22 protein-coding genes are annotated in these 23,660 nt (G+C 62.1%); 10 read left to right on the plus strand and 12 right to left on the minus strand.

Annotated elements, in window-relative coordinates; translation table 11 throughout:
* Positions 1-509: 509 nt before the first annotated feature.
* Positions 510-2,141: an AMP-binding protein gene (locus GIV26_RS03245; protein WP_236279487.1), complete on the minus strand. Its 1,632-nt coding sequence runs from the start codon at positions 2,139-2,141 to the stop codon at positions 510-512.
* Positions 2,142-2,291: 150 nt separating this feature from the next.
* Between GIV26_RS03245 and GIV26_RS03250 the strand changes: the two genes are divergently transcribed.
* The 4 genes from GIV26_RS03250 (at position 2,292) to GIV26_RS03265 (ending at position 7,965) form a co-directional block, all read left to right on the plus strand.
* Positions 2,292-3,455, plus strand: coding sequence for an isovaleryl-CoA dehydrogenase (locus GIV26_RS03250; RefSeq protein WP_032896578.1), 1,164 nt, complete (start codon positions 2,292-2,294; stop codon positions 3,453-3,455).
* A gap of 12 nt (positions 3,456-3,467) precedes the next feature.
* Positions 3,468-5,075 (plus strand): carboxyl transferase domain-containing protein, encoded by a 1,608-nt coding sequence (locus GIV26_RS03255; protein ID WP_127880722.1) that lies wholly within the window; start codon positions 3,468-3,470, stop codon positions 5,073-5,075.
* A 161-nt stretch (positions 5,076-5,236) separates the two neighbouring features.
* Positions 5,237-6,043 carry a gamma-carboxygeranoyl-CoA hydratase gene (locus GIV26_RS03260; protein WP_034127920.1) on the plus strand — a complete coding sequence of 269 codons (807 nt, stop codon included), beginning with the start codon at positions 5,237-5,239 and terminating at the stop codon, positions 6,041-6,043.
* Positions 6,040-7,965 (plus strand): acetyl/propionyl/methylcrotonyl-CoA carboxylase subunit alpha, encoded by a 1,926-nt coding sequence (locus GIV26_RS03265; protein WP_236279488.1) that lies wholly within the window; start codon positions 6,040-6,042, stop codon positions 7,963-7,965. The genes GIV26_RS03260 and GIV26_RS03265 overlap by 4 nt, the downstream gene beginning before the upstream one ends.
* Here GIV26_RS03265 and GIV26_RS03270 read toward each other — a convergent pair.
* Positions 7,962-8,597, minus strand: coding sequence for a LexA family protein (locus GIV26_RS03270; RefSeq protein ID WP_236279489.1), 636 nt, complete (start codon positions 8,595-8,597; stop codon positions 7,962-7,964). The two genes, GIV26_RS03265 and GIV26_RS03270, sit on opposite strands and share 4 nt — an antisense overlap.
* Before the next feature lie 187 nt (positions 8,598-8,784).
* Here GIV26_RS03270 and GIV26_RS03275 point away from each other — a divergent pair, with 187 nt between their 5' ends.
* Entirely contained in the window at positions 8,785-9,078 is a 294-nt protein-coding gene (locus tag GIV26_RS03275) for a DUF6124 family protein (protein ID WP_034128149.1), read from the plus strand.
* Positions 9,079-9,543: 465 nt separating this feature from the next.
* A complete protein-coding gene (locus GIV26_RS03280) occupies positions 9,544-10,695 on the plus strand; it encodes a M14 family metallopeptidase (protein ID WP_236279491.1) in 1,152 nt (383 codons plus the stop codon).
* A 157-nt stretch (positions 10,696-10,852) separates the two neighbouring features.
* Here the strand turns inward: GIV26_RS03280 and GIV26_RS03285 are convergent, their stop codons facing one another.
* Together GIV26_RS03285 and GIV26_RS03290 are read right to left on the minus strand one after the other, a co-directional pair.
* The gene (locus tag GIV26_RS03285) at positions 10,853-11,392 is read right to left on the minus strand and encodes a cytochrome b (protein WP_236279492.1); all 540 of its coding nucleotides are present in this window, start codon (positions 11,390-11,392) and stop codon (positions 10,853-10,855) included.
* Positions 11,389-12,471: a catalase family peroxidase gene (locus GIV26_RS03290; protein ID WP_034127924.1), complete on the minus strand. Its 1,083-nt coding sequence runs from the start codon at positions 12,469-12,471 to the stop codon at positions 11,389-11,391. Before GIV26_RS03290 ends, GIV26_RS03285 begins: the two co-directional genes overlap by 4 nt.
* Positions 12,472-12,638: 167 nt before the next feature.
* On the opposite strand from GIV26_RS03290, the gene GIV26_RS03295 reads away from it, so the two are divergent.
* The gene (locus GIV26_RS03295; RefSeq protein WP_034127925.1) at positions 12,639-13,145 is read left to right on the plus strand and encodes a sigma-70 family RNA polymerase sigma factor; all 507 of its coding nucleotides are present in this window, start codon (positions 12,639-12,641) and stop codon (positions 13,143-13,145) included.
* Positions 13,142-13,879, plus strand: a complete 738-nt coding sequence (locus GIV26_RS03300) for an anti-sigma factor family protein (RefSeq protein ID WP_236279493.1) — start codon at positions 13,142-13,144, stop codon at positions 13,877-13,879. Before GIV26_RS03295 ends, GIV26_RS03300 begins: the two co-directional genes overlap by 4 nt.
* Here the strand turns inward: GIV26_RS03300 and GIV26_RS03305 are convergent.
* The 7 genes from GIV26_RS03305 to GIV26_RS03335 form a co-directional block, all read right to left on the minus strand.
* Positions 13,876-14,877, minus strand: coding sequence for a Csu type fimbrial protein (locus tag GIV26_RS03305; RefSeq protein ID WP_236279494.1), 1,002 nt, complete (start codon positions 14,875-14,877; stop codon positions 13,876-13,878). The two genes, GIV26_RS03300 and GIV26_RS03305, sit on opposite strands and share 4 nt — an antisense overlap.
* Positions 14,874-17,222, minus strand: a complete 2,349-nt coding sequence (locus GIV26_RS03310; RefSeq protein WP_236279505.1) for a fimbria/pilus outer membrane usher protein — start codon at positions 17,220-17,222, stop codon at positions 14,874-14,876. Before GIV26_RS03310 ends, GIV26_RS03305 begins: the two co-directional genes overlap by 4 nt.
* A gap of 72 nt (positions 17,223-17,294) precedes the next feature.
* The gene (locus GIV26_RS03315; protein WP_014718967.1) at positions 17,295-18,083 is read right to left on the minus strand and encodes a fimbrial biogenesis chaperone; all 789 of its coding nucleotides are present in this window, start codon (positions 18,081-18,083) and stop codon (positions 17,295-17,297) included.
* A gap of 25 nt (positions 18,084-18,108) precedes the next feature.
* Positions 18,109-18,597: a Csu type fimbrial protein gene (locus GIV26_RS03320; RefSeq protein WP_034127929.1), complete on the minus strand. Its 489-nt coding sequence runs from the start codon at positions 18,595-18,597 to the stop codon at positions 18,109-18,111.
* A 2-nt stretch (positions 18,598-18,599) separates the two neighbouring features.
* Positions 18,600-19,142, minus strand: a complete 543-nt coding sequence (locus tag GIV26_RS03325) for a Csu type fimbrial protein (protein WP_003192220.1) — start codon at positions 19,140-19,142, stop codon at positions 18,600-18,602.
* Positions 19,143-19,160: 18 nt separating this feature from the next.
* A complete protein-coding gene (locus GIV26_RS03330) occupies positions 19,161-19,706 on the minus strand; it encodes a spore coat protein U domain-containing protein (protein WP_054917341.1) in 546 nt (181 codons plus the stop codon).
* Positions 19,700-20,200 (minus strand): Csu type fimbrial protein, encoded by a 501-nt coding sequence (locus GIV26_RS03335; RefSeq protein WP_442962896.1) that lies wholly within the window; start codon positions 20,198-20,200, stop codon positions 19,700-19,702. The genes GIV26_RS03330 and GIV26_RS03335 overlap by 7 nt, the downstream gene beginning before the upstream one ends.
* A 181-nt stretch (positions 20,201-20,381) precedes the next feature.
* Between GIV26_RS03335 and zapE the strand changes: the two genes are divergently transcribed.
* Together zapE and GIV26_RS03345 are read left to right on the plus strand one after the other, a co-directional pair.
* Positions 20,382-21,476: a cell division protein ZapE gene (gene zapE / locus GIV26_RS03340; protein WP_236279495.1), complete on the plus strand. Its 1,095-nt coding sequence runs from the start codon at positions 20,382-20,384 to the stop codon at positions 21,474-21,476.
* Between the two features lie 37 nt (positions 21,477-21,513).
* The gene (locus GIV26_RS03345; protein WP_236279496.1) at positions 21,514-22,812 is read left to right on the plus strand and encodes a protein kinase; all 1,299 of its coding nucleotides are present in this window, start codon (positions 21,514-21,516) and stop codon (positions 22,810-22,812) included.
* A 122-nt stretch (positions 22,813-22,934) separates the two neighbouring features.
* Here GIV26_RS03345 and GIV26_RS03350 read toward each other — a convergent pair whose 3' ends face one another.
* Complete coding sequence (locus GIV26_RS03350) at positions 22,935-23,639, minus strand: YebC/PmpR family DNA-binding transcriptional regulator (RefSeq protein WP_003192227.1); 705 nt, start codon at positions 23,637-23,639, stop codon at positions 22,935-22,937.
* Positions 23,640-23,660 lie beyond the last annotated feature (21 nt).

Here is a 23,660-nt window from a genome sequence, read left to right on the forward strand (position 1 = left end):
ACGCCTTCTGCTATCTCTATGGCATAACAAGAATAAAAAGCGCCAAACCTAATAAAAATAAGACGAAACGACTCTGACATAACAAAAACAACACGGCAGAGACGCAGCTAACAGATTTTTTTGGAGAAGATGTGCTTCCCAGGGTACGGCATGCCGCAACCCGCAACCGGATAGAGAAAAATAAAACTACCTTAGGTAGCTACCCACTGGTTGGATCGTTTACGAAGAAGCAGGTCAGCGTTCAAAAAAATACGTTTGCTCTTGACCCCGGATGGGGGTCGCCAAAAAAGCGGTACGGGCCACGGCTACCAAAAACAACAACAGGCCGTCCCTCAATAATAAGAAAAGAGCACGCAACGACAAATTAAAGGGGACCTTCGGGTCCCCTTTGTGCTTTCTGGGTTTCACTATTTTGGTGGCACAGCAGGTTCGCGGGGTATCAGGTAGATGTGGGCCGGCAGCCAGGCCGCCATCGCAGGCAAGCCAGCTCCCACAGGGGTTTGACGTTGTCAGCGCGCTTGCAGCTCCTGGATGGAAATCTCGCGCATGCGAAACTTCTGGATCTTGCCCGTGACTGTCATCGGAAACTCATCCACGAATTTGAAATGCCTGGGCGTCTTGAAATGGGCGATGCGGTCCTTGCACCAGCTCAACAACTCCAGCTCGTTGGCCACTTGACCGGGATGGAACTTGATCCAGGCAACAATCTCTTCGCCATAACGTTCATCCGGGATGCCAACGATCTGCACGTCCGCCACGGCCGGATGAGTAAAGAAAAACTCTTCCAGCTCCCGCGGGTAAACGTTCTCGCCACCGCGAATGATCATGTCCTTGTTACGCCCGGCGATGCACACGTAACCCTGCTCATCCATGGTCGCCAGGTCGCCGGTGTGCATCCAGCCGGCCTCATCGATGGACTCGCGAGTGCCGTCGGGGTTGTTCCAGTAACCGAGCATCACGCTGTAGCCGCGTGTACACAGTTCACCGATCACGCCCCGGGCCACGGTGTTACCGGCCTCGTCGACAATCTTGGTTTCCAGTTGCGGTTGGGTGCGGCCCACCGTGGTAACACGCCGCTCGATATCGTCATCTGCGCCGGTCTGTAGCGACACCGGGCTGGTTTCAGTCATGCCATAGGCAATCTGCACCTCTCCCATGTGCAGCTCATGGATGACCCGACGCATCACCTCGATCGGGCATGTCGCCCCGGCCATGATCCCGGTGCGCAGGCTGGACAAGTCGAACTCGGCTCGGCGTGGGTGATCGAGCAGCGCGATAAACATGGTCGGCACGCCATATAAGCCGGTGGCTTGTTCTTCGGCGACGGCGTTCAGCGTCAGCAACGGGTCGAAGCCGTCATTGGGGTAGATCATGGTGGTGCCGTGGGTGATACAACCGAGGTTCCCCATGACCATGCCGAAGCAGTGATACAGCGGCACCGGGATCACCAGGCGGTCCCCTGCCGTCAGGCCCAGGCTTTCACCGACCATGTAACCGTTATTGAGGATGTTGTGGTGACTGAGGGTGGCGCCCTTGGGGAAGCCGGTGGTGCCGGAGGTGTACTGGATATTCACGGGTTGATCGAAATGCAGGCTGGCCTGGCGGCTGTGCAGGTGCTCGGGCGGCACGCCTGCGCCAAGCGCCGCCAACTGCGACCAGGGCATGAATTCCGGCGGCGGGCTGGGGTCAAGGCTGATGAGGCCGCGCAGCTCGGGTTTCAACGCCTGGAGCATGGCGTGGTAATCGGAGCTTTTGAAAGAACCGGCGCATACCAGCCATTGGCAGCCGGATTGTTTGAGCACGTAGTCCAATTCACTGCTGCGATAGGCCGGGTTGATATTGACCAGGATCACCCCGAGCTTGGCGCTCGCCACCTGGCAGATCAGCCACTCGGCACAGTTAGGCGCCCAGATACCCAGGCGGTCGCCGGTTTGCATGCCCAAGGCGAGGAACGCGCGGGCGTGCAGCTCAACCGTCTCGGCCAGCTGCCGCCAGGTGTAGCGCTGCTGCTGGTGGCGCACCACCAAGGCTTCGCCATCTGGATGCTGAGCGACGGTGCGATCGAATGCCTGGCCAATGGTCATGGCCAGCAAGGCCTTGTCCTGGGAGCCACGGCTGTAACTCTGGTTCGGTTGATCCATAACGACCCCTGTTATCTTTTTTGTAGGTTGACGTATACGTAAACTACGATTGACAGCGCCGCAACGCAAGCTTACGTTAACGTAAAGGTGAGCGCCCTCCTCCCGCGCCCTGCCCACACAACAACAAAGCTCACATTAAGGTGCCTGTCCATGAGTTACCCGTCCCTGAACTTCGCCCTCGGCGAGACCATCGACATGCTGCGCGACCAGGTGCAGTCCTTCGTGGCCAAGGAGATCGCACCGCGCGCGGCCCAGATCGACATCGACAACCTGTTCCCCGCCGACCTGTGGCGCAAGTTCGGCGACATGGGCCTGCTGGGCATCACCGTGCCCGAGGAATACGGCGGTGCCGGCCTCGGTTACCTGGCCCATGTGGTGAGCATGGAAGAAATCAGCCGTGGCTCGGCCTCGGTGGCGTTGTCCTACGGGGCGCACTCCAACCTGTGCGTCAACCAGATCAACCGCAACGGCAACCACGCACAAAAACTCAAGTACCTGCCCAAGCTGATCAGCGGCGAGCACATCGGCGCCCTGGCCATGAGCGAGCCGAATGCCGGTTCCGACGTGGTGTCGATGAAACTGCGCGCCGACAAGCGCGGCGACCATTACGTACTCAATGGCAGCAAGACCTGGATCACCAACGGCCCGGACGCCAACACCTATGTGATCTACGCCAAGACCGACCTGGAAAAAGGCCCTCACGGCATCACCGCCTTCATCGTCGAGCGCGACTGGAAAGGCTTCAGCCGCAGCAATAAATTCGACAAGCTGGGCATGCGCGGCTCCAACACCTGCGAGCTGTTTTTCGACGACGTCGAGGTGCCCGAAGAAAACATCCTCGGCGTGCTCAATGGCGGCGTGAAAGTGTTGATGAGCGGCCTGGACTACGAGCGCGTGGTGCTTTCCGGTGGCCCTACCGGGATCATGCAGGCATGCATGGACTTGATCGTGCCCTACATCCACGACCGCAAGCAGTTCGGCCAGAGCATCGGCGAATTCCAGTTGATCCAGGGCAAGGTCGCCGATATGTACACCCAGCTCAACGCCAGCCGCGCTTACCTCTACGCGGTGGCCCAGGCGTGTGAACGCGGCGAGACCACGCGCAAGGACGCTGCGGGCGTGATCCTCTACAGCGCCGAGCGCGCCACGCAAATGGCCCTGGATGCAATCCAGATTCTGGGCGGCAATGGCTATATCAATGAATTCCCCGCCGGGCGCCTGCTGCGTGACGCCAAGCTCTACGAAATTGGTGCGGGCACCAGTGAGATTCGGCGGATGTTGATCGGTCGCGAACTGTTCAACGAAACCCGCTGAAGGAGCACGCCCATGGCCACCTTGCACACCCAGCTCAACCCGCGCTCGGCGGAATTCGCCGCCAACCGCGCGGCGATGCTTGAACAGGTCGACGCCCTGCACAGCCTGCTCGCCCACGTCCATCAAGGTGGCGGCGCCAAGGCCCAGGAACGCCACACGTCACGCGGCAAGCTGTTGCCCCGCGAGCGTATCAACCGTCTGCTCGATCCGGGTTCGCCGTTTCTCGAGCTGAGCCAACTGGCCGCCCACCAGGTGTATGGCGAAGACGTCCCGGCTGCCGGGGTGATTGCCGGCATCGGCCGGGTGGAAGGCGTCGAATGCATGATTGTGGCCAACGATGCCACGGTCAAAGGCGGCTCCTATTACCCGCTGACCGTTAAAAAACACCTGCGCGCCCAGACCATCGCCGAGCAGAACCGCCTGCCGTGTATCTACCTGGTGGACTCCGGTGGCGCCAACCTGCCGCGCCAGGACGAGGTGTTCCCAGACCGCGAGCACTTCGGGCGAATCTTTTTCAACCAAGCCAATATGAGCGCCCAGGGCATTCCCCAGATTGCCGTGGTGATGGGCTCGTGCACCGCCGGCGGTGCCTACGTGCCGGCCATGGCTGACGAAGCGATCATGGTGCGCCAGCAAGCCACCATCTTCCTCGCCGGCCCGCCGCTGGTGAAGGCCGCCACCGGTGAAGTGGTGAGCGCCGAAGACCTGGGCGGTGCCGATGTGCATTGCAAGGTCTCGGGCGTGGCCGACCACTATGCCGACAGCGATGAGCACGCCCTGGCGCTGGCGCGGCGCAGCGTGGCCAACCTCAATTGGCGCAAGCAGGGTGAGCTGCTGCAACGCTCGCCGGTGGCGCCGCTGTACAGCAGCGAAGAGTTGTACGGCGTGATCCCGGCGGATGCCAAGCAACCCTTTGATGTGCGCGAAGTCATCGCACGGCTGGTGGACGGCTCGGTGTTCGATGAGTTCAAGGCCCTGTTCGGCACGACCCTGGTGTGCGGCTTTGCGCACTTGCATGGCTACCCGATAGCGATCCTGGCCAACAACGGCATCCTCTTCGCCGAAGCCGCGCAAAAAGGCGCGCACTTTATCGAACTGGCCTGCCAGCGCGGGATTCCACTGCTGTTCCTGCAAAACATCACCGGCTTCATGGTCGGCCAGAAGTACGAAGCCGGCGGCATTGCCAAGCACGGCGCCAAGCTGGTCACCGCCGTGGCGTGCGCCAAGGTGCCGAAATTCACCGTGATCATCGGTGGCAGCTTTGGTGCGGGTAACTATGGGATGTGTGGCCGCGCCTACGACCCGCGCTTTTTGTGGATGTGGCCCAACGCACGCATTGGCGTGATGGGGGCCGAACAGGCCGCCGGGGTGTTGGCGCAGGTCAAGCGCGAACAGGCTGAGCGCGCCGGCAACGGTTTCAGTGCCGAGGAGGAAGCCGCGATCAAGCAGCCGATCCTCGACCAGTATGAAACCCAGGGCCATCCCTACTACTCCAGCGCGCGCTTGTGGGATGACGGCGTGATCGACCCGCTGCAGACCCGTGACGTGCTGGCCCTGGCCTTGTCCGCCGCCCTGAACGCCCCCATCGAGCCGAGCCGCTTCGGCGTGTTCCGCATGTAACCTGTAGGAGCGCGCCTGTTGTGGCGAGGGAGCTTGCTCCCGCTGACTGCGCAGCAGTCCCGGCTTTTTTGGGGGCGCTGCGCACCCCAGCGCAAGCAAGCTTGCTCGCCACAACAAGCTCGCTCCTACAGGAGGCCTCTCATTATCATGGAGCTCCTTGCATGAGCGACTTCAACACCCTCGAACTGATCACTGACCGCCGTGGCTTTGCCACGCTGTGGCTCAGCCGCGAAGCCAAGAACAACGCGTTCAACGCCGAGATGATCCGCGAATTGATCCTGGCTCTTGACCGCGTACAAGGCGACCCGTCCCTGCGCTTCCTGGTACTGCGCGGGCGTGGCAAGCACTTCAGCGCCGGTGCCGACCTGGCCTGGATGCAGCAATCGGCCGAGCTGGACTACCACACCAACCTGGACGACGCCCGGGAACTGGCAGAGCTGATGTACAACCTGTCCAAACTGAAAATCCCCACGCTGGCGGTGGTGCAAGGTGCGGCCTACGGGGGCGCGCTGGGCCTGATCAGTTGCTGTGACATGGCCATCGGTGCCGACGACGCGCAGTTCTGCCTGTCGGAAGTGCGTATCGGCCTGGCGCCGGCGGTGATCAGCCCGTTCGTGGTGCAGGCCATCGGCGAACGCGCTGCCCGTCGTTATGCACTCACAGCCGAGCGGTTCGGCGGCCAACGCGCACGGGAGATCGGCTTGCTGGCGGAAAGTTATCCTGCCGAGAGCCTGGATCAACAGGTGGACCAGTGGGTCACCAACCTGCTGCAAAACAGCCCGGCGGCCATGCGTGCCAGTAAGGATTTGCTGCGCGAAGTGGGCAACGGTGCCCTCACCCCCGCGCTGCGCCGCTATTGCGAAAACGCCATTGCGCGCATCCGGGTGAGCGCCGAGGGCCAGGAAGGTTTGCGTGCATTTCTGCAAAAACGTGCGCCAAGTTGGCAAACCCAGGAGCCGCGTTCATGAGCACACTCAACACCGTTCTGGTGGCCAACCGTGGCGAAATCGCCTGCCGGGTCATGCGTACCGCCAAGGCCATGGGGTTGACCACCGTGGCTGTGCACAGCGCCATCGACCGCGATGCCCGCCATAGCCGTGAAGCCGATATCCGCGTCGACCTGGGCGGCAGCAAGGCCACCGATAGTTACCTGCAAATCGACAAGCTGATTGCCGCCGCCCACGCCAGCGGCGCCCAGGCGATTCACCCCGGCTACGGCTTCCTCTCGGAAAACGCCGGCTTCGCCCGGGCCATCGAGGCGGCAGGCTTGATCTTCCTCGGCCCGCCCGCCTCGGCCATCGACGCCATGGGCAGCAAATCCGCGGCCAAGGCCTTGATGGAAACGGCTGGCGTACCCCTTGTGCCGGGTTATCACGGCGAGGCCCAGGACCTGGAGACCTTCCGCGCCGCCTGTGAGCGTATCGGCTACCCGGTGCTGCTCAAGGCCACGGCGGGTGGCGGTGGCAAGGGCATGAAAGTGGTCGAGGACGTCAGCCAACTGGCCGAAGCCCTGGCTTCCGCCCAGCGTGAGGCGCTGTCGTCGTTCGGCAACGGGCAGATGCTGGTGGAGAAATACCTGCTCAAGCCGCGGCATGTCGAGATCCAAGTGTTTGCCGACCAGCAGGGTCATTGCTTGTACCTCAATGAACGCGACTGCTCGATCCAGCGTCGTCATCAAAAGGTCGTGGAAGAAGCCCCGGCACCCGGCTTGAGTGTCGAGCAGCGCCGGGCCATGGGCGAAGCGGCCGTGCGCGCTGCCCAGGCCATCGGGTATGTCGGCGCAGGTACGGTGGAGTTTTTGCTGGATGCCCGTGGCGAGTTTTTCTTCATGGAGATGAACACGCGGCTGCAAGTGGAGCATCCGGTGACCGAAGCGATTACCGGCCTCGACCTGGTGGCCTGGCAGATCCGGGTTGCCCAGGGCGAGGCGCTGCCGATCACGCAAGAGCAGGTCGCGTTGAACGGTCATGCAATTGAAGTGCGGCTATATGCCGAAGACCCGGCCAATGACTTTCTGCCGGCCACCGGGCACCTGGCGCTGTACCGCGAGTCCAGCCCAGGCCCTGGACGCCGGGTGGATAGCGGCGTCGAGCAAGACGACAGCGTGTCGCCCTTCTACGACCCGATGCTCGGCAAGTTGATTGCCTGGGGGGAAGACCGCGAACAGGCGCGCCTGCGCTTATTAAGCATGCTGGATGAGTTTGCGGTCGGCGGGCTCAAGACCAACCTGGGCTTTTTGCGGCGCATCATCGGACACCCTGCGTTTGCCGCGGCCGAGTTGGATACCGGGTTTATCCCGCGCTATCAGGGTGAGCTGTTGCCGACGCCAGGAGCCTTGAGCGATGAGTTCTGGCAAGCGGCGGGCTCGGCGTTTATGCAGAGCTTGCCGATGGGTGACGGGCCTTGGGCAAGTCACCAGGGCTTTCGCGTGGGCCTGCCTGTCGAGGTGTCGCTGCACCTGAGCTGCAATGGGCAGGATCGGTTGGTGACACTGACCGGGCAACCGTCTCAGTTATGCGGCGAACAGTTGCTGACTGAACATCTGGGCGTGCGCCGTGCTCATCTGGCGGTGCGCAGTGAAGGCAGCCTGTACCTGCGTTGGGAAGGCGAGATGCATGCCGTCAGCCTGTTCGACCCGATTGCGGCGGTCGAGGCCAATCAATCCCATCAGGGCGGCCTCACCGCCCCCATGAACGGCAGCATCGTGCGGGTGCTCGTGGAGGTGGGCCAAACCGTTGAGGCTGGTACTCAACTGGTGGTGCTCGAAGCCATGAAGATGGAACACAGCATCCGTGCGCCCCACGCCGGGGTGGTCAAGGCGCTGTTCTGCCAGGAAGGTGAAATGGTAGCCGAAGGCAGCGCGCTGGTGGAGCTTGAAACGGCCGGCTAGAACTTCGCCGTGGCTTGCACCACCACACCCAGGAGGCGGCAGCCGTCGGTGAGCAGTACCTTGGGGTAAGTGGGGTTGAGCGGCACCAGGTAGTGCTGGCCGCTTTCTTCCTGCAGTTGGCGAAAGGTCGCCTGGGGGTTACCGGCCCATTGAGCCACCACCAGCCTGCCGGGCTCGGGCGCGATGGCCGGGTCAACCAGGATCATCATGCCAGCCGCAATGCTCATGCCCGTGGGGGCGGTCATGGCGTCTCCCGTCACCGGCAACCAGAATGCCTCGCCTCGGGCGTGGTAATCGCTCAATTCGTAGCGCTCGGCCCTATAAGGCGCACGCTCCTCACGCAGCTCGCAGGCCTGCTTCCAGTCGCTGACCGGGTAGCGGAAATACGGGTTGTAGTGCGCTTCCCGTTCAGGCACTTGCGCGGCCCGTTCACGAATCTCCAGCGCCACCTCCAAATACCCCAACCCCAGTTCGGCGAGCACACGGTTCATGTCCGCCAGGCTCGGCACGCGGCGTTTATTGAGCCAATGGCCGATGCCGCCCTGGGACATCCCCAGGCGCTGCGCCAGTTCATCCTGCGTGACCTTGCGGTCTTTCATGTTGGCTTTGACCAACGCTATCCAGTTATCCATGGCGCATCACAATACGGGCCCCATTTTTGCGGGCAATAAACAGTTTGTAGTAATCCATAAAACGACAGGAATACGATACGTACTATCATCAAGCCCAAGGATTTCGACACCCACCGGAGTACTGCCGCTTATGACGACCCGCACACACCCAACGCCCGACACATCCGAACTGACTGAAGTAAACGACATGTGCAACAGTGGCGCAGCCCAGCGCGCACTGGACTACTACTTGAAAGAAAATCGGTCGACGCCGGATTCGGACGGGGCCATGTTCGCGATCAAACCCGAAGTCAGCCAGGAGGAGGCCCTGATACACGCCTCGGACCTGTTGCGCAGTGCAGCGGCAACCGCCTACGAGTCGGCGTGCAGCCATCAGGGCAACCAGCGCGACCTGGCGTTTTCGGTGGTGTATTTGATCGATATGGCGAAGGCGATGGTGGAGCGGTCGTTGCAAGCGCCAAAAGCGGCGGCAAACGCTTAGCAGGTATGAAAGAAAAATATTTCTATCCCACGGATAAAAACATTTGACTTGCAAATGATAATGATTATTATTGGGCTCAGCTGATCGCGAGATCAGTCGATAGACCAAGAGACCTTAGGTCGGACTCTTGGAATATCTCCTCATCAGGCTAATCACGGTTTTTGACCCGGCTCTTTGGCCGGGTCTTTTTTTTGCCAGTTTTCCTGGCATGGCTTCAGGCTAATGAAGACTGTGTGTTGCTTGATGGCGCGCATGGTAGCAAAAGACTATCGCCCAAAGAAAGTCGTCCGAGTGCTCTAGCGCGTATCTCTGCGAATTAGCGCTTGAGAATCAATCTCATAGACTCTAAGCTGCGGCGGCGTCACGGATGACGCCCCCTCCCCTTGCAACAATTTTTGCATCCAGGTTTTACCGAACGCCTGTGTAAGATGGCCGCCACATCACTCATATTCAGGCAACCAGACTATGACCGTGGCCTTGACTTCCATCAAGATCAGCACCGACTTCGACAGCGGCAACATTCAGGTCCTGGATGCCAGCGACGCTTATCAGTTGTTGCTGGCAATCAAACCCGACACCCGCAGCGATCACTACCAATGGTTCCACTTCAAGGCCGAAGGCATGCACGTGGGGCACACCCATACCTTTCGCTTGAGCAACGCAGGGCGCTCGTCCTACAAGCATGCCTGGAGCGGCTACAACGCCGTGGCGTCCTACGACCATATCAACTGGTTCCGGGTACCGACGCGCTTTGATGGCGAGATCCTGCACATCAACCTCCAGACCCGGGAAAAGCACGCCTGGTTTGCCTACTTCGAGCCCTACAGCCGTGAACGCCATGACTGGCTGATCGAGCAAGCCCTGAAGTACGCCGCGGTCACCCTGCTGGCCACCGGCAAGAGCGCTGAAGGCCGCGATATTCAACTGCTGCGCCGAGGCAAAGGAATCGAGGGCCGGCGCAAGGTGTGGATCATCGCCCAGCAGCACCCCGGGGAACACATGGCCGAATGGTTTATGGAGGGCGTGATTGAGCGCCTGCAAAAGGACGGCGACGACGAACTGAAAAAACTACTGGCCGTCGCCGATCTGTACCTGGTACCAAACATGAACCCGGATGGCGCCTTCCACGGCCACCTGCGCACCAACGCCATGGGCCAGGACCTGAACCGCGCCTGGCAGAGCGCCAGCCACGAACTCAGCCCCGAAGTCCTGTTCGTCCAGCAACAGATGGAAAAGTACGGCGTGGATATGTTCCTCGACATCCACGGCGATGAAGAAACCCCCTACGTGTTCACCGCCGGCTGCGAAGGCAACCCTGGCTACACCCCGCGTATCGAAGCCCTGGAAAAACACTTCCGCAGCCATTTGAGCCACCTGACACGAGACTTCCAGACCACCCACGGCTACACCCGCGACCTGCCCGGCCAAGCCAACATGACCCTGGCCTGCAACGCGGTAGGAGAAAAATACGACTGCCTGTCCCTGACCCTGGAAATGCCCTTCAAGGACAACGACGACGCGCCCAACCTGCGAACTGGCTGGTCAGGCGATCGTTCAAAACAGTTGGGCAAGGACGTGTTGAGCAGCGTCGCTGATATCGTCGGGCGTTTGCGCTAACCCCCGAGGCGAGCTCTTTGTGGCGAGCGAGCTTGCTCGCGCTGGGCCGCATAGCGGCCCCATGAAAATCACTGCCGGATCACCTGACACACCGAGCAGGCTGTTTTGGGGCTGCTTCGCAGCCCAGCGCGAGCAAGCTCGCTCGCCACAAGAGCGGTCAATCCTTGCTGCCGGTCATGCTTTGCAAGACACCATCGCGGCGGATCAAACCGTGGAACAACGCGGCCGCCAGATGCACCAGCACGGTGAGAAACAGCAGATAGGCCAGGTAGCCGTGGGCCTTGCGCAACAGCGCGAACAACGGCGCACTCGCCCCCACCAGTGCGGGCAGTTGCAGGTTACTGCTGAGCATCACCGGGTCGCCAGCCGCTGAAATCATCGCCCAACCCAGCAGCGGCAACACCAGCATCAACGCGTACAACAGCACATGGGAAGCCTTGGCTGCGAGCCTTTGCCACACCGGTAAATCCGCTGGCAACGGCGGTTGGCGCGTCGAGAAACGCACCGCCAGGCGCACGATCACCAGCGCCAGAATCGCAATGCCCAGCGGCTTGTGCAGGTGGATCAGCCACTCATGGCGCTCCGACACCGACGCCGCCAGACCCGCGCCGATAAACAGCATGGCGATGATCATCAACGCCATCAGCCAGTGCAGCACGCGCGCCAGGGGCGCAAAGAACCGTGGTTGAGCATTCATGGCTTCGACTCCTGAGGGGCGCTGTGCAACGGGCTGACTTCCCCGGCGCGGCGCAGGTACGAACTGGCATACGCGGCCGAACGGGCGGCCAGCAAGGGGTCGTTGGAGGCTTGGATACCACTGGGCAGAATCAGCGGGTCAAAGTTGATATCGCGGCAATCACCGTCTGCCTGGGGCTGGCTGCTTTGCAGCACCAACGTGCCGGCGTTGAGGACCTTGTGCGCGCCGGTCCAGGTCTTGCTTGCGTCGTCCAGCGGGTCGCCGGGGTTGGCCAGGGTCATGTTCAACTGCCAACGCAACGGCCCGGCGGCCAGGCGTCGCACCAAGTCCTGCTCGAGGAAGTCACTGCCAGCAGGTGCGGTATCACCCGCCGCGTCCTGGCTCTGGGGCACCACCTCCCAACGCACGGCCTGGCGCGTACCATCGGCAGCCACCAGGTAAAACGCGTTGATGCCGTTATAGGTTTCAGTCGCATAACTGGCCGATGGCTTGGCGGTCTTGACCCAGGCCAGGAATGGCGCTGTCTCGGGGTGTGCGGCAAAAAACGCCGGCATGCTTGACGGGTTCGGCTTGCCGGTGGCCGGGTCTGGCGCGCCGGCCTTGAGCAACTGGTAAAACGCCTCGGGCGTGCCCACTGGGAACACCGGCATGCTGTTCATCCCCGTCCGCCATTGCTGGCCGTTGGCCTGGCTGAACTGCACGGCGAAACTGCGAATCGGCACACTGCTGTCCGGCGCGTAGGGGTTGCCGCTGGGCAAGGCAAAGCGGCCGATGATCGGAGTCTTGGCCTCGCTGAACACCTGGGCGTTGGAATAGGCACGGGCCTCGGTACTACTCTGGAAATAACCCGCCACGCATACGCCCTTGGCATGGTTACGGCGAAAGCCCGGATGCACGCCGTTATTGGTTTCCAGAGCATTGACCAAGGTTTTTGGCCGCAGGCGTTGTGGGTCGAGCGTGCCATTGACGTAGGCAAATGCCCCGGCAACAACCGCAACCACGGCACCGATGCCGGCAAGTCGTGCGATCAGGCTCGCAGTGCTCAAGGGAGGACGGGGGGGTGATGAGTGATCTACCATGCAGGAACTCCAGGGCCAGAGGCCTCAGGCTGAAACATAAGGTCGGAGCATTAAGACGAACGCCGATTGGCTCTATTCCAAGGCCCTGGATTTATTTTGCGGGACGGGGAATAACCTTCAACGCCGGACGTCTCTCTAGTCCCAGCGTAGTGATCAGCCAGACACCCATGCATGAACTCGACGAACAGTTACGCGAACTCATCCCCAGGTTGCGGCGTTTTGCCGTGTCCCTGACGCGCAACAGCAGCAGCGCCGATGACCTGGTGCAATCGACCCTGGAACGCGCGATCGTCGCCTGGGCCGATAAACGTATCGAGGGCGATCTGCGCGCCTGGCTGTTTTCGATCCTCTACCGGCAGTTCCTCGACGCCCACCGCCGCAACCGCCGCTATGCGCGCATGCTCGAATTCTTCACCGGCCGCGATGACGTGCAACCTTCGGTGGAACGCACGGTGCTGGCCCAATCCACCCTGCAAGCCTTCGACCAACTGAACACCGAACAGCGCGCCCTGTTGCTGTGGGTGTCCGTCGAGGGCTTGAGCTACAAGGAAGTGGCCGAGATCCTCAAGGTGCCCATCGGCACAGTGATGTCACGCCTGTCCCGCGCACGCCAAGCGCTGCGTCAACTCAGCGATGGCGAAATGACCGGCCCTGCCCTGCGGAGACTCAAATGATCAGCCTGCCCCCCAGCGAACGCGATTTACATGCCTACGTCGATCACCAATTGCCGGACACTGATCGCCGTGTGCTTGAAACCTGGCTGGCCAGCCACCCCGAAGTGGCGGCCCAGGTACAGGCCTGGCAACAGGATGCGCAGTTGCTGCGTGCGTCGTTGAGCGGCGCCCTGCAACAGCCGCACAACCCGGCATTGGACCCGGCGCTGATTCGCCAGCGCATCAAGAAACAGTCCCGTCGGCACCTGGCCACGGCGGCGTTGTTGCTGATCGCCGTGAGCCTCGGCGGGGTTGGCGGTTGGCACGCCCGTGAAGCCACCCAGCCGCCGCTGTTGCCGATGACCGACGCCATGCAGGCCTATCGCCTGTTTGCCCAGGACGGCATCATGCCCGCCGACTACAACGCCCAGGACCGCGGCACCATGCAGGCCTGGCTCGACCTTTATTTCAACCAGGCCCATCGCCTGCCCGACCTGAGCCAAGCCGGCTTCAAGCCGGTCAGCGGGCGCCTGCTCACCACCGACCAAGGCGCGGCAGCCATGGTGCTATACCAGGACGCCCAAGGCCGGCGCATCAGCTTCTACATCCGCCCGCCTGGCCCGAACAACGGTTTCCTGCCTCGCGGCAGCCGCAGTGCCGATGGCTTGCAGGCCGACTACTGGTCGGGCGGCGGCTACAACTATGCGATGGTCAGCCCGGTGGATCAGGCCGCCGCGTTGCAGACGCCATTCTAGAAACCGACGTCCAGCACCACGTTATCCAGGTAGGTGCCAGCCGGTGGTGTGGGCTGGTCGGTATAGACCTTGGCGTTGTAGTTGTACACCTGGCTACCGACGCCCAAGCCGTTGCCAGGGTTGACCTCGGCCGTGGAGCTGGCCCGCCGCGCCGCGCCGACACTGCCCCAGCGCGTGGTGCCGGCACTTTTGAAAATGTCATAGGCCAGGTAATTGCCGCCGGAAACCATACGTCGCCGGCCGCCGACACTCACCGGGTTCTGGCCATCGCTCAAGCCCACGGTATAGGCGCTGCCCTTGGTGCAGGCGATGTTGATGGTCTGCCCGCTCACCGCGGTAAACCCACTGACCACCGGCGCGCTGCCGAAGCTGATATTCGGGGCGGTGATCTGGCAGTCGTTGGTCACGGTCATGCTGACGGTCAGGGACGCCGTGCCACTGCCAGTGTCACGTCCCAGGCAAATGCCGCCAAGGCCGATCCCCGAGCAATAGTTCCACACCCAGGCGATGCTCAATGTCTCGGTGTACACCCCGGCGGCGACGTTGCTGCCGGTGATGCTGCTCAGGTACAGCGGTACGGTTTTCGCGCCGGGCCCTGCGATCAGGCCAATGCTCTGGGCGATGCCGCCAGCGCCGCCGAAATCGAATTGGCTGCCACGGGTGATGGGATAGCTGGTGCTGTTGTTGCCATAAATCGTATAGCCGATCACATCACCGGTCGGCCCGACCATGCCACTTTGCGACGATGTGATCGTGGCGTAAAAGTGGTCGGTGGACACCAGCAGCGATATCAGCGCCGAGGTGCAACTCAACCCTGAATTAGTCGTAGAGCTGGTTTGCGCAGCGGTGCGCACCGTCATCGAGCTGATCGAGCCGAAACTGGCCGGCACGGTGGACACCACCGAACACGCCGCCATCGCCTGCCCGCAAAACAACAAACCTACGCCATATAACCCTACGCTGCCCCTCACCTGAACACTCCCTGTTCGATCCCTCATTGGCACACTAATGGCCCGATCAAGGGCACGTCCTGTTGCTGCTCATCAATATCGAATGTCGCCTGGCAGGTGCGGCCCTCACCGAGGGTGACCTGCAAGGTGTTGTGGGCGCTGAGGTTTTCCAGATACACCAGGCCATCCCAGCCGACCACTGCTTGGGTGTTGCTTTGCTCGTGCACTACCAGGCTGCCCAGCGGCAACTCCTGATGCTGGCGGTCCACCAGAGTGATGCTTGCAGCGAGCACCCGGCGCAGGGGGAATTCCAGCAAGTAACCGCTGCCACGGCGTACCGATACGCGCTGCTCGACATTAGGGCTTTGCACATTCGCCGGCAGGTTCAAGGGGTCGATCTCGTATTTGCCGCGGTAATAGGCACTGCTCCACGGCACCAGCAAATGGCCGTTGCGGTCGGTCTGGCCCACCAGCTGGTTTTCGTAGCGCACCGGAATCCCGGCAAAACCCTGGGTGCTCACTACCACAAAGGCGTCATTGATGCGGTTGGCGGCAAAGGTTTCGCCGCCCATCCACACCAGCGAGCCGCTGGCATCGGCCCAGCGCGTCATGGCCTCACTGCTGCCGTACACGCCGGCCTGCAACTGCACCGACTGCAAGCGCCAGGTCAGGTCGGCCTGTCGATAGCTGGGGGCATCACCCTGGGCATAGCCGAGGTTGTAGCCCACCCCGCCTTCGCTGGGCACCGCGCGGCTGTAGTTGATGCGCTGGCGACTGGCGCCATCCTTGCTGCGCTCGGTGCTCAAGGCCAGGCTGCCGTTGAGGTCGAACGGGATGACCAGTTGCGCCTGCATGGCCCAGTTGCTGTCACCGATTTCGCGGTTGGCTGACAGATAAAAGCTGGTGTTGCGCCACAACGGTTTGCTCCAGCTCAGGTTGAGCAGGCGCGTGCGCGAGTCGTCCGCCGCCTGCACGTCGAAATAACCCAGGCCCAGGCTGCCGAAACGTTGAAGGTTGAGGCTCAAGGTCACCTGCTCGCTGCGCTTGCTGAGGCTGGCGTATGGGATGTCGACCAGGGTCAGGTCGGCGTAGTCGTCGCGACGTTCCACCCGTTGGTACATAAAGCTGTAGCGCGTGCTGTTGTACTGGTAACCGAGGCTCAGTTGCTGGCCCGTGCGGCTGTCGAACTGGCTCTGGCTGAGGGCGGTATTGAGCACGCCGAAGTTGCCCAGGCGCAGGTTGCCGCCGAGCCCGCCGAGGCTCAGGTCGCTGGAGGCTTCGGCGTGGCTCTCCAGGGTCAGGTTATCGGAATAGCCATAGCGGAACGTGCCACTGGCCACGCCCGGTCCGTAGCCGAAGTCCCGTAGAGTGTAGTCACGGCGCAAAGTACCGGCGGCCAGCGAAAAGTCCGTCAAGCCTGGTTGCAGCAAAGTGCTGGTGACGTAGAACGGTACCGTGGTCGACACTTGGCGGCCCAAGGCATCGGTGGTAACCACCACGGCCTCGCCGGCACCGTTGATGAATGGGATGTTGGTCAGGGTGTAGGGGCCGGGTTGCAGTCGCGCGCTGTCGGATTTGTAGCCGTTGATAAACAGGTCCACCGACGAGGGCACCGCCGCCTCACCGGCAAACTGCGGCAAGGGGTACGTGACCAGGTCGGGGCGCACGGCAAAATCCCGGGACAGTTGCACCCCGCCCAGGCGCACCGAGCTACTCCAGGGCAGCGCGCCACTGATCACGTCGCCGGCCTCGTAGGTCAGCAGGCGCTCATCGTCGGAAAAACGCCAGGTGGTGTCGTAACGTCGGTAACCATTGTCGAGGGTGCCGCTGCTGATTCCATCGGACAGGGTCTGGCGCAGTTGCCCGGTGTTGGACAAGGTGCCCCAGGTGTCGAACAGCCGTACTTCGTTCCAGGCCGCGAGATAACTGCCGCCATCGTCGGTGTCATTGAAATACACGTCATAGTTGAGCAAGGCGCCGAAGCTGCTCATGGCCTGGGTACGCGGATAGGTATTGCGGTTGCCGATGAACTGTTCCTGCAGCCAGGAGGGCGGCACATCCAGCAGCAGGCGCTGGCCGTTGCTGTCGTAGTCGCTGTGCAGGCCCGGCACTTGTTCCAGGGCCACACTGCCGACGGGCTCACCGGGCAGTTTCATGCCCACTTCCTGCAACGCGCTGGCCGGCACAAACAGCTGGCCGGCGCGCTGCTCGACCGCGATGACGCGGCCGGTGTCCATCTGGTTGACCACCAGTTCCAGAAACAGCTGTGCATCGGCAACTGCCTCCATGCTGCCGGGCGGCGGCGGCAGGTCGCCCGCCATCGCTGCGCCCCACAGCCCGCTTGCCACTGCCACCGACGGCCATAAAACCCGAGCCCAACCACGACTCACCATGGCGTTGTGTCCTTCAATGGACATCTCCATCCTGTTAAAACCCGGGCGTGTGCCCGTTGCGCTACATCACGGCTATCGCTTGGGCGCCAGGCTCTCCAGTTGCGGCGCGCCGTTGACCCGGACCTGCAACGGCTGGTCGGCCGATACGGCATCCGGCACCGGCCAGCGCATGCTCGCGCCCGGCAGCACATAGCCGAGCAAGCCGTCCACCAACGGCCGGGTCTGCCCGCCCTGTTTGAATGACGCATCGGTAAGCCGCGCATGCACGGCGCCCTGGTTGCGCACCTCGATGTAGTTGCGCCCTGCCACGTTGACCTTTTGCCAGCTCAACTGCGGCTTGCCCGCGCCCTTGGGGTCACGTTGGCGGGTGGCGTCGTCCTTGCTCCACAGGCCAGCGCCGTAGGCAAACAATGGCACCGAATAGCGCATCTGAAAGCGAATCGCCGCTGCCGTGTTCTTGCCCTCCGGCGGTGCTGGCACCTGCAGCGCCGAGGGGATTTCGTCAATGATGATGCGATAGGCCAACTCCTGCCCCGGCGGTACCTCCCGGGTGCGGGTCAGGCGCACCAGTTGCTTCTGGCCCGGCTCAATCTTGGCCACCGGCGGGCTGCCGATCACATCGCGCTGGTTCTGGTACTGCTCGTCGAAACCGTTCTGGCTCCAGGCAAACACGCGGATCTGCAGGTTGGCGGTCTCGGTGCCACGGTTCTCCAGCCACAGCGCGCTGGCCTGTTGGTCAGCCTCCAGCACCGGGTCGATGGGCCAGATCAGCACCGAACTGGCCGCCTGTACAAACCCCGCCGAGCACAACGCCCCCAAGGCGAAACCCGCGGTCCATAACCGTCGCAAAGCACAACCCATGACACCCCTCCTTAAACCGTTAGCCCTACCACGTCAGCTGCACCTGCAGCGTGTCGCTGTACGTCCCCCCAGGCTGATTGCCCGGTAAAACCACCCGCCCGTAAATCGGCAGGCTGATGTTGCTCGCATCGCTGTAGGTCACGCTGACGCTCTGGTTGATGCCCAGGTTCTGGCTGAACGCCGCATCGCGAAACAATTGGTAAGCCACTCGCGCGCTGCCACTGTTGAGCTGCAAATTGCGTCCGGTGCTGCTGTACAGGCCGCCATCCACGCTCATGCTCAGGGCCACGCCCGGCGTGCATTGCAGGGTTACGCCGCCAGTGAGAGCCGCTGTGACCGTGCTGGTGGCCAGGGCCGAATAGCTGCCGTAGGCCAAGGTGCCGTAGTTGGCGCCGCCGCCCACAATCAGACAGCCCGGCGTGATGGTCGCACTCACCTGGAAGCTCTGGTTGACCACCGCCGACAGCGGCAACGGTATCGCCAGGCCGATGGCGAGCAACACCCTGGGCCACATCGTTAGAACGTCAGTTCCACGGCCACGGTGTCGGTGTAGGTGCCCGCCGGCAGGCCCGCTTTGCCCACCGCCCGGCCGTAAAGGTTGACGGTCTGCGCCACGCCGGTACTGGTGGCGAGGGTCACCACGCCGTCAATCGCCAACAGCGCTGAACGCCCGCTGTCAGTGTAGAAATCGTAAGGCACGAAGTTACCCACGCCATCGGCCAGCGCACGAGTACCACCGGGGGAAGCACCATCGTGGGCGCCGGCACGCACCTTGATCGTTGGCGCGGTGCCAGCCGAACACAGGATCGACAACGCGCCGCCGGTACCGGTGCCGCCGAGCAACTGGGCGTCGGCATTGGTAAACAGGCTGTTGGTGGTACCGAAGTTCAAGCTACCGAAATTCAGCCCGGTGGCCGCCCCGGAGCCGTTGACCTGGCAACTGGCGATCAAGGTCAGGCTGGAACTGATCTGCCCGGTTACCGTGGTCGCCGCGTTCAGGCTGGACGCCAGCCCCAGGCCCAGGGCACAGAGGCCGATTCGCGATACAAGTACATGCATGATATCCATCCTCATGGTTTACCAATCCAGAGTCACCGTCAGGGTGTCTGTGTAGATGCCGGCCGGTAGGGCCCTGGTATTCGCCACCACGGAACCGAATACCGGGATCGGTACCTGGGTGCCCTGGGTCACGACGAAATTGCGTTGCTGGCCGATCCTGTAGGCACTGCGCCCCTGAGCATCAGCCGACAGTCGATAAGGAATGGTCTGGCGGCCATTGCTCAGGCGCCGCGTGGTGCCGTCGCCATTAGCGCCGCCGTCGATGGTCACCGTGAAACTGCTGACCACCGAGGGGTTGCAGGACACCGACAGCGGCGCCTTGTCGGCATCGGAAATCGACGCGCCCAGCGTGTTGCTCCAGGTCGGCCCCTGGCTGCCGAAATCCATTAGCGCCGTGCCGCCCTCAGGCGTGACCGGCGCGGTTTCCACGTCTTTGCTCACTTCGCAACTGGCGGTGATCACCAAACGCGCGTGGACCTGGCCGTTGACCACCGCCGCCTGCGCGTCATCCGCCAGCAACAGCAGACCGCCCAGGGCCGTCACCGCCAGGTAGCGGCTTACCATGTGACCGTGACCTTGAGCAGGTCGGAATAACGGCCGACGGCGGGAATGCTTTTGAGCGGTTCGATGCGGCCATACAGCGGCAGGTCGACAGAGCCGATGTCCGGTACGCGGCCGCTGATCGGCACGTCCACCGGCAAGGGGATCAGTCGCGCGGCGTCGGCATAGATTCGATAGGGGATGGGCCGACTGGAGGCCGCCGGATTGGCGAGATAACGCACTTCGCCGACACCGCCATGCAGGCCGCCGTCAACGCGCACTTGGTAAGGCGTGTCGGGGTTACATTCCAGGCGCGGCTGGCGTTGGCTGATCAGGGCCGCACTCAGGGGGCCGGCCGGGTCATCCAGACGCGGGCCGCTGCCGAAATCCAATACGCCAAGTTGCTCGATACCTGCACTACGGGTGGTGCCCACCAACTGGCAACCCCGTTGCACGTCGATGCGCACCTGCACCTGGAGCTGCGCAGCAAACACCGTGTTGCAGAGCATCGTGCCCATGACAGCCAATACCACCGGTCCCTTCACAGCCCCAATTCCTTATACAGGGGTGACAACTGTGTATGAGGTTAGCCAGTTAACGCGAAAGTGCCAGTTTGCATGGCTTGGGGCCCTTCCCTATTGGTCAAATGGCATCGAGCGTCCTACAGTGAACGACCACCGCAATACAGAGTGATTATTCTTGGCCGTGCTTGCCCTGCTCCAGCGCCTGCTGGGTAAAAAAACCGACGCCTCGGACGCCTCGCCTATCCCGGCGTATTTTCAAAAAAAAGCCGTAGAACAGGGCTATACCCTCAGTGATGGGCAAATCCGGGCGATTACCGCCCTGAATCGCGAGGCCCAGCACCTGCTCAACGGCCAGGCCACGCGCAGCCTGTACCTGCACGGCCCGGTGGGGCGCGGCAAAAGCTGGCTGTTGGACGGATTTTTCCAGGCACTGCCCATCGCCGAGAAGCAGCGTGTGCATTTCCACACCTTCTTCGCCCGGCTGCATCAGGGCATGTTCCTGCACCGCGAGCATGACGATGCCTTGGGCGTCACTCTGGACGAGCTGCTGGCCGGCTGCCGGGTGCTGTGTTTCGACGAATTCCATGTGCACGATATCGGCGATGCGATGCTCATCAGCCGCCTGTTCAAGGCCCTGTTCCAGCGCAGCGTGCTGGTGCTGGTGACCTCCAACTACCCACCCGAAGGCTTGCTGCCCAACCCGCTTTACCACGAACGCTTCAAGCCGGTGATCGAGCTGATCGCCTCGCGCATGGAGGTGCTGGAAGTCAGTGCGCCTCAGGACTTTCGCAGCCTGGCCCAGGCCCACGCCCAACAACGCTTCACGGGCGGCCAGTATGTATGGCCAGGTACAACAGGCCAGCGTGAAAGCCTGGGCCTGCCTGCCACAGATTGCCCGGTGCAAACCCTGAAGGTCGGCACTCGGCAGTTACAGTGCCGAGGCCATCAGGCACGAACCATCGCATTTACCTTCAACGACCTGTGCGAACAGCTCACGGCGGTCATGGATTACCTGTTGTTGTGCCAGGACTTCGACCACTGGATCATCGACGGCCTACCGCAGTTGGCCGAATGCCCCATCGCCGTGCAACAGCGCTTTATCAACCTGGTAGACGTGCTCTACGACCAGGACAAGCAACTGACACTTATCGGTCACCAGCCCCTGGATAAATGCCTGGAAGGCCAGGCCATCGACCTCGCCCGCACCGCCAGCCGCCTGCGCCAATTGCACACGCTGTGCCCGCAACCCGCGCCCGAGCCGCTATCATGAGCGCCTTTTACGCCCCCTTCCGAGCACCGCGCCCTGCATGAATACCCTCGCCCAACTCAAGGCTGGCCAATTGGCCGGCGCTACACGCCTGGACCTGGCCTGCGGGCTGACCGAGTTTCCCCGGGAAATCTTCGAACTGGCCGACTCGCTGGAAATCCTCAACCTCACCGGCAACGCCCTGAGCAGCCTGCCCGACGACCTGCACCGCCTGACGAACCTGCGCGTGCTGTTCTGTTCGGACAACGCCTTTACCGAACTGCCGCAATGCCTGGGCCAGTGCGCAAAACTGAGCATGATCGGCTTCAAGGCCAACCAGATCAGCCAGGTAGCCGCTGCCGCCCTGCCGCCACAGTTGCGCTGGCTAATCCTCACCGACAACTGCATCAGCCAATTGCCCGATGAACTGGGTCAGCGCCCGTTACTGCAAAAGTTGATGTTGGCCGGTAACCAGTTGACCGACCTGCCGCCAAGCCTGGCCCAGTGCCAAAACCTGGAGTTGATCCGTATCGCCTCCAACCGCCTCACCCAGCTACCGCAGTGGCTGCTGACCCTGCCGAGCCTGACCTGGCTGGCCTACGCCGGCAACCCGGTGGAAATGGCCGTGCAGGTGAGCAGTGATGAGGCGACGCCGAACATCGCCTGGCAGGAACTGGACATGGGCGAAGTCCTTGGCGAAGGCGCTTCGGGGATTATTCGCAAGGCGCTGTGGAAACCCCGGGCGTTGCCGGTCGCGGTCAAGCTGTACAAGGGCACCATCACCAGCGACGGTTCACCGCTGCATGAAATGCAAGCCTGCATCGCTGCCGGCCTGCATCCCAGCCTGATCAAGGTTGAAGGACGCGTCGTCGGCCATCCCGATAACCAGGCCGCCCTGGTGATGGAGCTGATCGACCCGAGTTACCGCAACCTCGCAGCCCTGCCGAGCCTGGCGTCGTGCACGCGGGATGTCTACGCACCCACCACCCGTTTCAGCCTGGACGTGGCACTGCGCATGGCGCGGGGCATTGCTTCGGTGGCGGCGCACCTGCATCGGCACGGCATTACCCATGGTGACCTGTATGGTCACAATATTTTGTGGAACGCAGAAGGTGATTGCTTGCTGGGAGACTTTGGCGCGGCCTCCTTCCATGCCACGGCGGACACGTTGGAAACCCGTGCGCTGCAGCGTATTGAAGTGCGCGCGTTCGGAGTGTTGCTGGGGGAATTGTTGGAGCGGGTTGAGGCCAGTGACGAAGGCTTGCAGGCACTGCAACAACGCTGCTGCCAGCCGGATGTGCTGGCGCGGCCGGGCTTTGAAGAAATTGAGGTCTTGCTCGAATCTATGCAACACCACTAAACCAATGTGGGAGCGGGCTTGCTCGCGAATGCGGTGGAACAGCCAATACATCTGTTGACTGTCACACCGCATTCGCGAGCAAGCCCGCTCCCACAGGTTGACCGCGTGTACTCAGATAAACATCAGCCCGCCAGGCCGACAAACATATCCTGCACATCATCATGGTTGTCCAGGCCTTCCAGGAACGCCTCGACTTCAGCCATCTGCTCATCGGTCAAACCGCTGACCGGGTTCTTGGAGATATAGCCCAGCTTGGCCGACAGCACGGTAAAGCCCTGCTCCGGCAAGGCTTTCTGCACGGCATCCAGGTCGGTGGTTTCGGTAATGAACAAGGTGGCGCCTTCTTCACCCTCTTCAAAGTCCTGGGCGCCGGCTTCGATGGCGGCCATTTCTGGATCGGCGTCTGGCGTGTCCGGTGATGCTTCGATCAGGCCCACATGGTTGAAATCCCAGGCCACCGAACCGGAAGCGCCCAGTTGGCCCTTGCGGAAGGCCACGCGGATTTCCGCCACGGTGCGGTTGATGTTGTCGGTCACGCACTCGACGATCAAAGGCACCTGGTGCGGCGCGAAACCTTCGTAGGTCACGCGGTGGTATTGCACGGTCTCACCGAGCAGACCGGCGCCCTTTTTGATCGCGCGGTCCAGGGTTTCCTTGGGCATCGAGGCTTTTTTGGCCTGTTCCACCACCAGGCGCAGGTGCGCGTTGGTCGCGGTATCGGCGCCGTTGCGGGCGGCGATGGTGATTTCTTTCACCAGCTTGCCGAAAATCTTGCCCTTGGCATTGGCTGCCGCTTCTTTATGTTTGACTTTCCACTGTGCGCCCATGACTCACTCTCTTATTTCCAT

The organism is Pseudomonas sp. PA-1-3F, assembly GCF_021609665.1.
Classification (GTDB): domain Bacteria; phylum Pseudomonadota; class Gammaproteobacteria; order Pseudomonadales; family Pseudomonadaceae; genus Aquipseudomonas; species Aquipseudomonas paracarnis.

Bases quoted from the DNA above. Each gene is read 5' to 3' on its own strand.
- GIV26_RS03245 (WP_236279487.1), bottom strand. From the start codon at position 2,141: ATGGATCAACCGAACCAGAGTTACAGCCGTGGCTCCCAGGACAAGGCC.
- GIV26_RS03250 (WP_032896578.1), top strand. From the start codon at position 2,292: ATGAGTTACCCGTCCCTGAACTTCGCCCTCGGCGAGACCATCGACATG.
- GIV26_RS03255 (WP_127880722.1), top strand. From the start codon at position 3,468: ATGGCCACCTTGCACACCCAGCTCAACCCGCGCTCGGCGGAATTCGCC.
- GIV26_RS03260 (WP_034127920.1), top strand. From the start codon at position 5,237: ATGAGCGACTTCAACACCCTCGAACTGATCACTGACCGCCGTGGCTTT.
- GIV26_RS03265 (WP_236279488.1), top strand. From the start codon at position 6,040: ATGAGCACACTCAACACCGTTCTGGTGGCCAACCGTGGCGAAATCGCC.
- GIV26_RS03270 (WP_236279489.1), bottom strand. From the start codon at position 8,597: ATGGATAACTGGATAGCGTTGGTCAAAGCCAACATGAAAGACCGCAAG.
- GIV26_RS03275 (WP_034128149.1), top strand. From the start codon at position 8,785: ATGTGCAACAGTGGCGCAGCCCAGCGCGCACTGGACTACTACTTGAAA.
- GIV26_RS03280 (WP_236279491.1), top strand. From the start codon at position 9,544: ATGACCGTGGCCTTGACTTCCATCAAGATCAGCACCGACTTCGACAGC.
- GIV26_RS03285 (WP_236279492.1), bottom strand. From the start codon at position 11,392: ATGAATGCTCAACCACGGTTCTTTGCGCCCCTGGCGCGCGTGCTGCAC.
- GIV26_RS03290 (WP_034127924.1), bottom strand. From the start codon at position 12,471: ATGGTAGATCACTCATCACCCCCCCGTCCTCCCTTGAGCACTGCGAGC.
- GIV26_RS03295 (WP_034127925.1), top strand. From the start codon at position 12,639: ATGCATGAACTCGACGAACAGTTACGCGAACTCATCCCCAGGTTGCGG.
- GIV26_RS03300 (WP_236279493.1), top strand. From the start codon at position 13,142: ATGATCAGCCTGCCCCCCAGCGAACGCGATTTACATGCCTACGTCGAT.
- GIV26_RS03305 (WP_236279494.1), bottom strand. From the start codon at position 14,877: ATGAGGGATCGAACAGGGAGTGTTCAGGTGAGGGGCAGCGTAGGGTTA.
- GIV26_RS03310 (WP_236279505.1), bottom strand. From the start codon at position 17,222: ATGGTGAGTCGTGGTTGGGCTCGGGTTTTATGGCCGTCGGTGGCAGTG.
- GIV26_RS03315 (WP_014718967.1), bottom strand. From the start codon at position 18,083: ATGGGTTGTGCTTTGCGACGGTTATGGACCGCGGGTTTCGCCTTGGGG.
- GIV26_RS03320 (WP_034127929.1), bottom strand. From the start codon at position 18,597: ATGTGGCCCAGGGTGTTGCTCGCCATCGGCCTGGCGATACCGTTGCCG.
- GIV26_RS03325 (WP_003192220.1), bottom strand. From the start codon at position 19,142: ATGCATGTACTTGTATCGCGAATCGGCCTCTGTGCCCTGGGCCTGGGG.
- GIV26_RS03330 (WP_054917341.1), bottom strand. From the start codon at position 19,706: ATGGTAAGCCGCTACCTGGCGGTGACGGCCCTGGGCGGTCTGCTGTTG.
- GIV26_RS03335 (WP_442962896.1), bottom strand. From the start codon at position 20,200: ATGGGCACGATGCTCTGCAACACGGTGTTTGCTGCGCAGCTCCAGGTG.
- GIV26_RS03345 (WP_236279496.1), top strand. From the start codon at position 21,514: ATGAATACCCTCGCCCAACTCAAGGCTGGCCAATTGGCCGGCGCTACA.
- GIV26_RS03350 (WP_003192227.1), bottom strand. From the start codon at position 23,639: ATGGGCGCACAGTGGAAAGTCAAACATAAAGAAGCGGCAGCCAATGCC.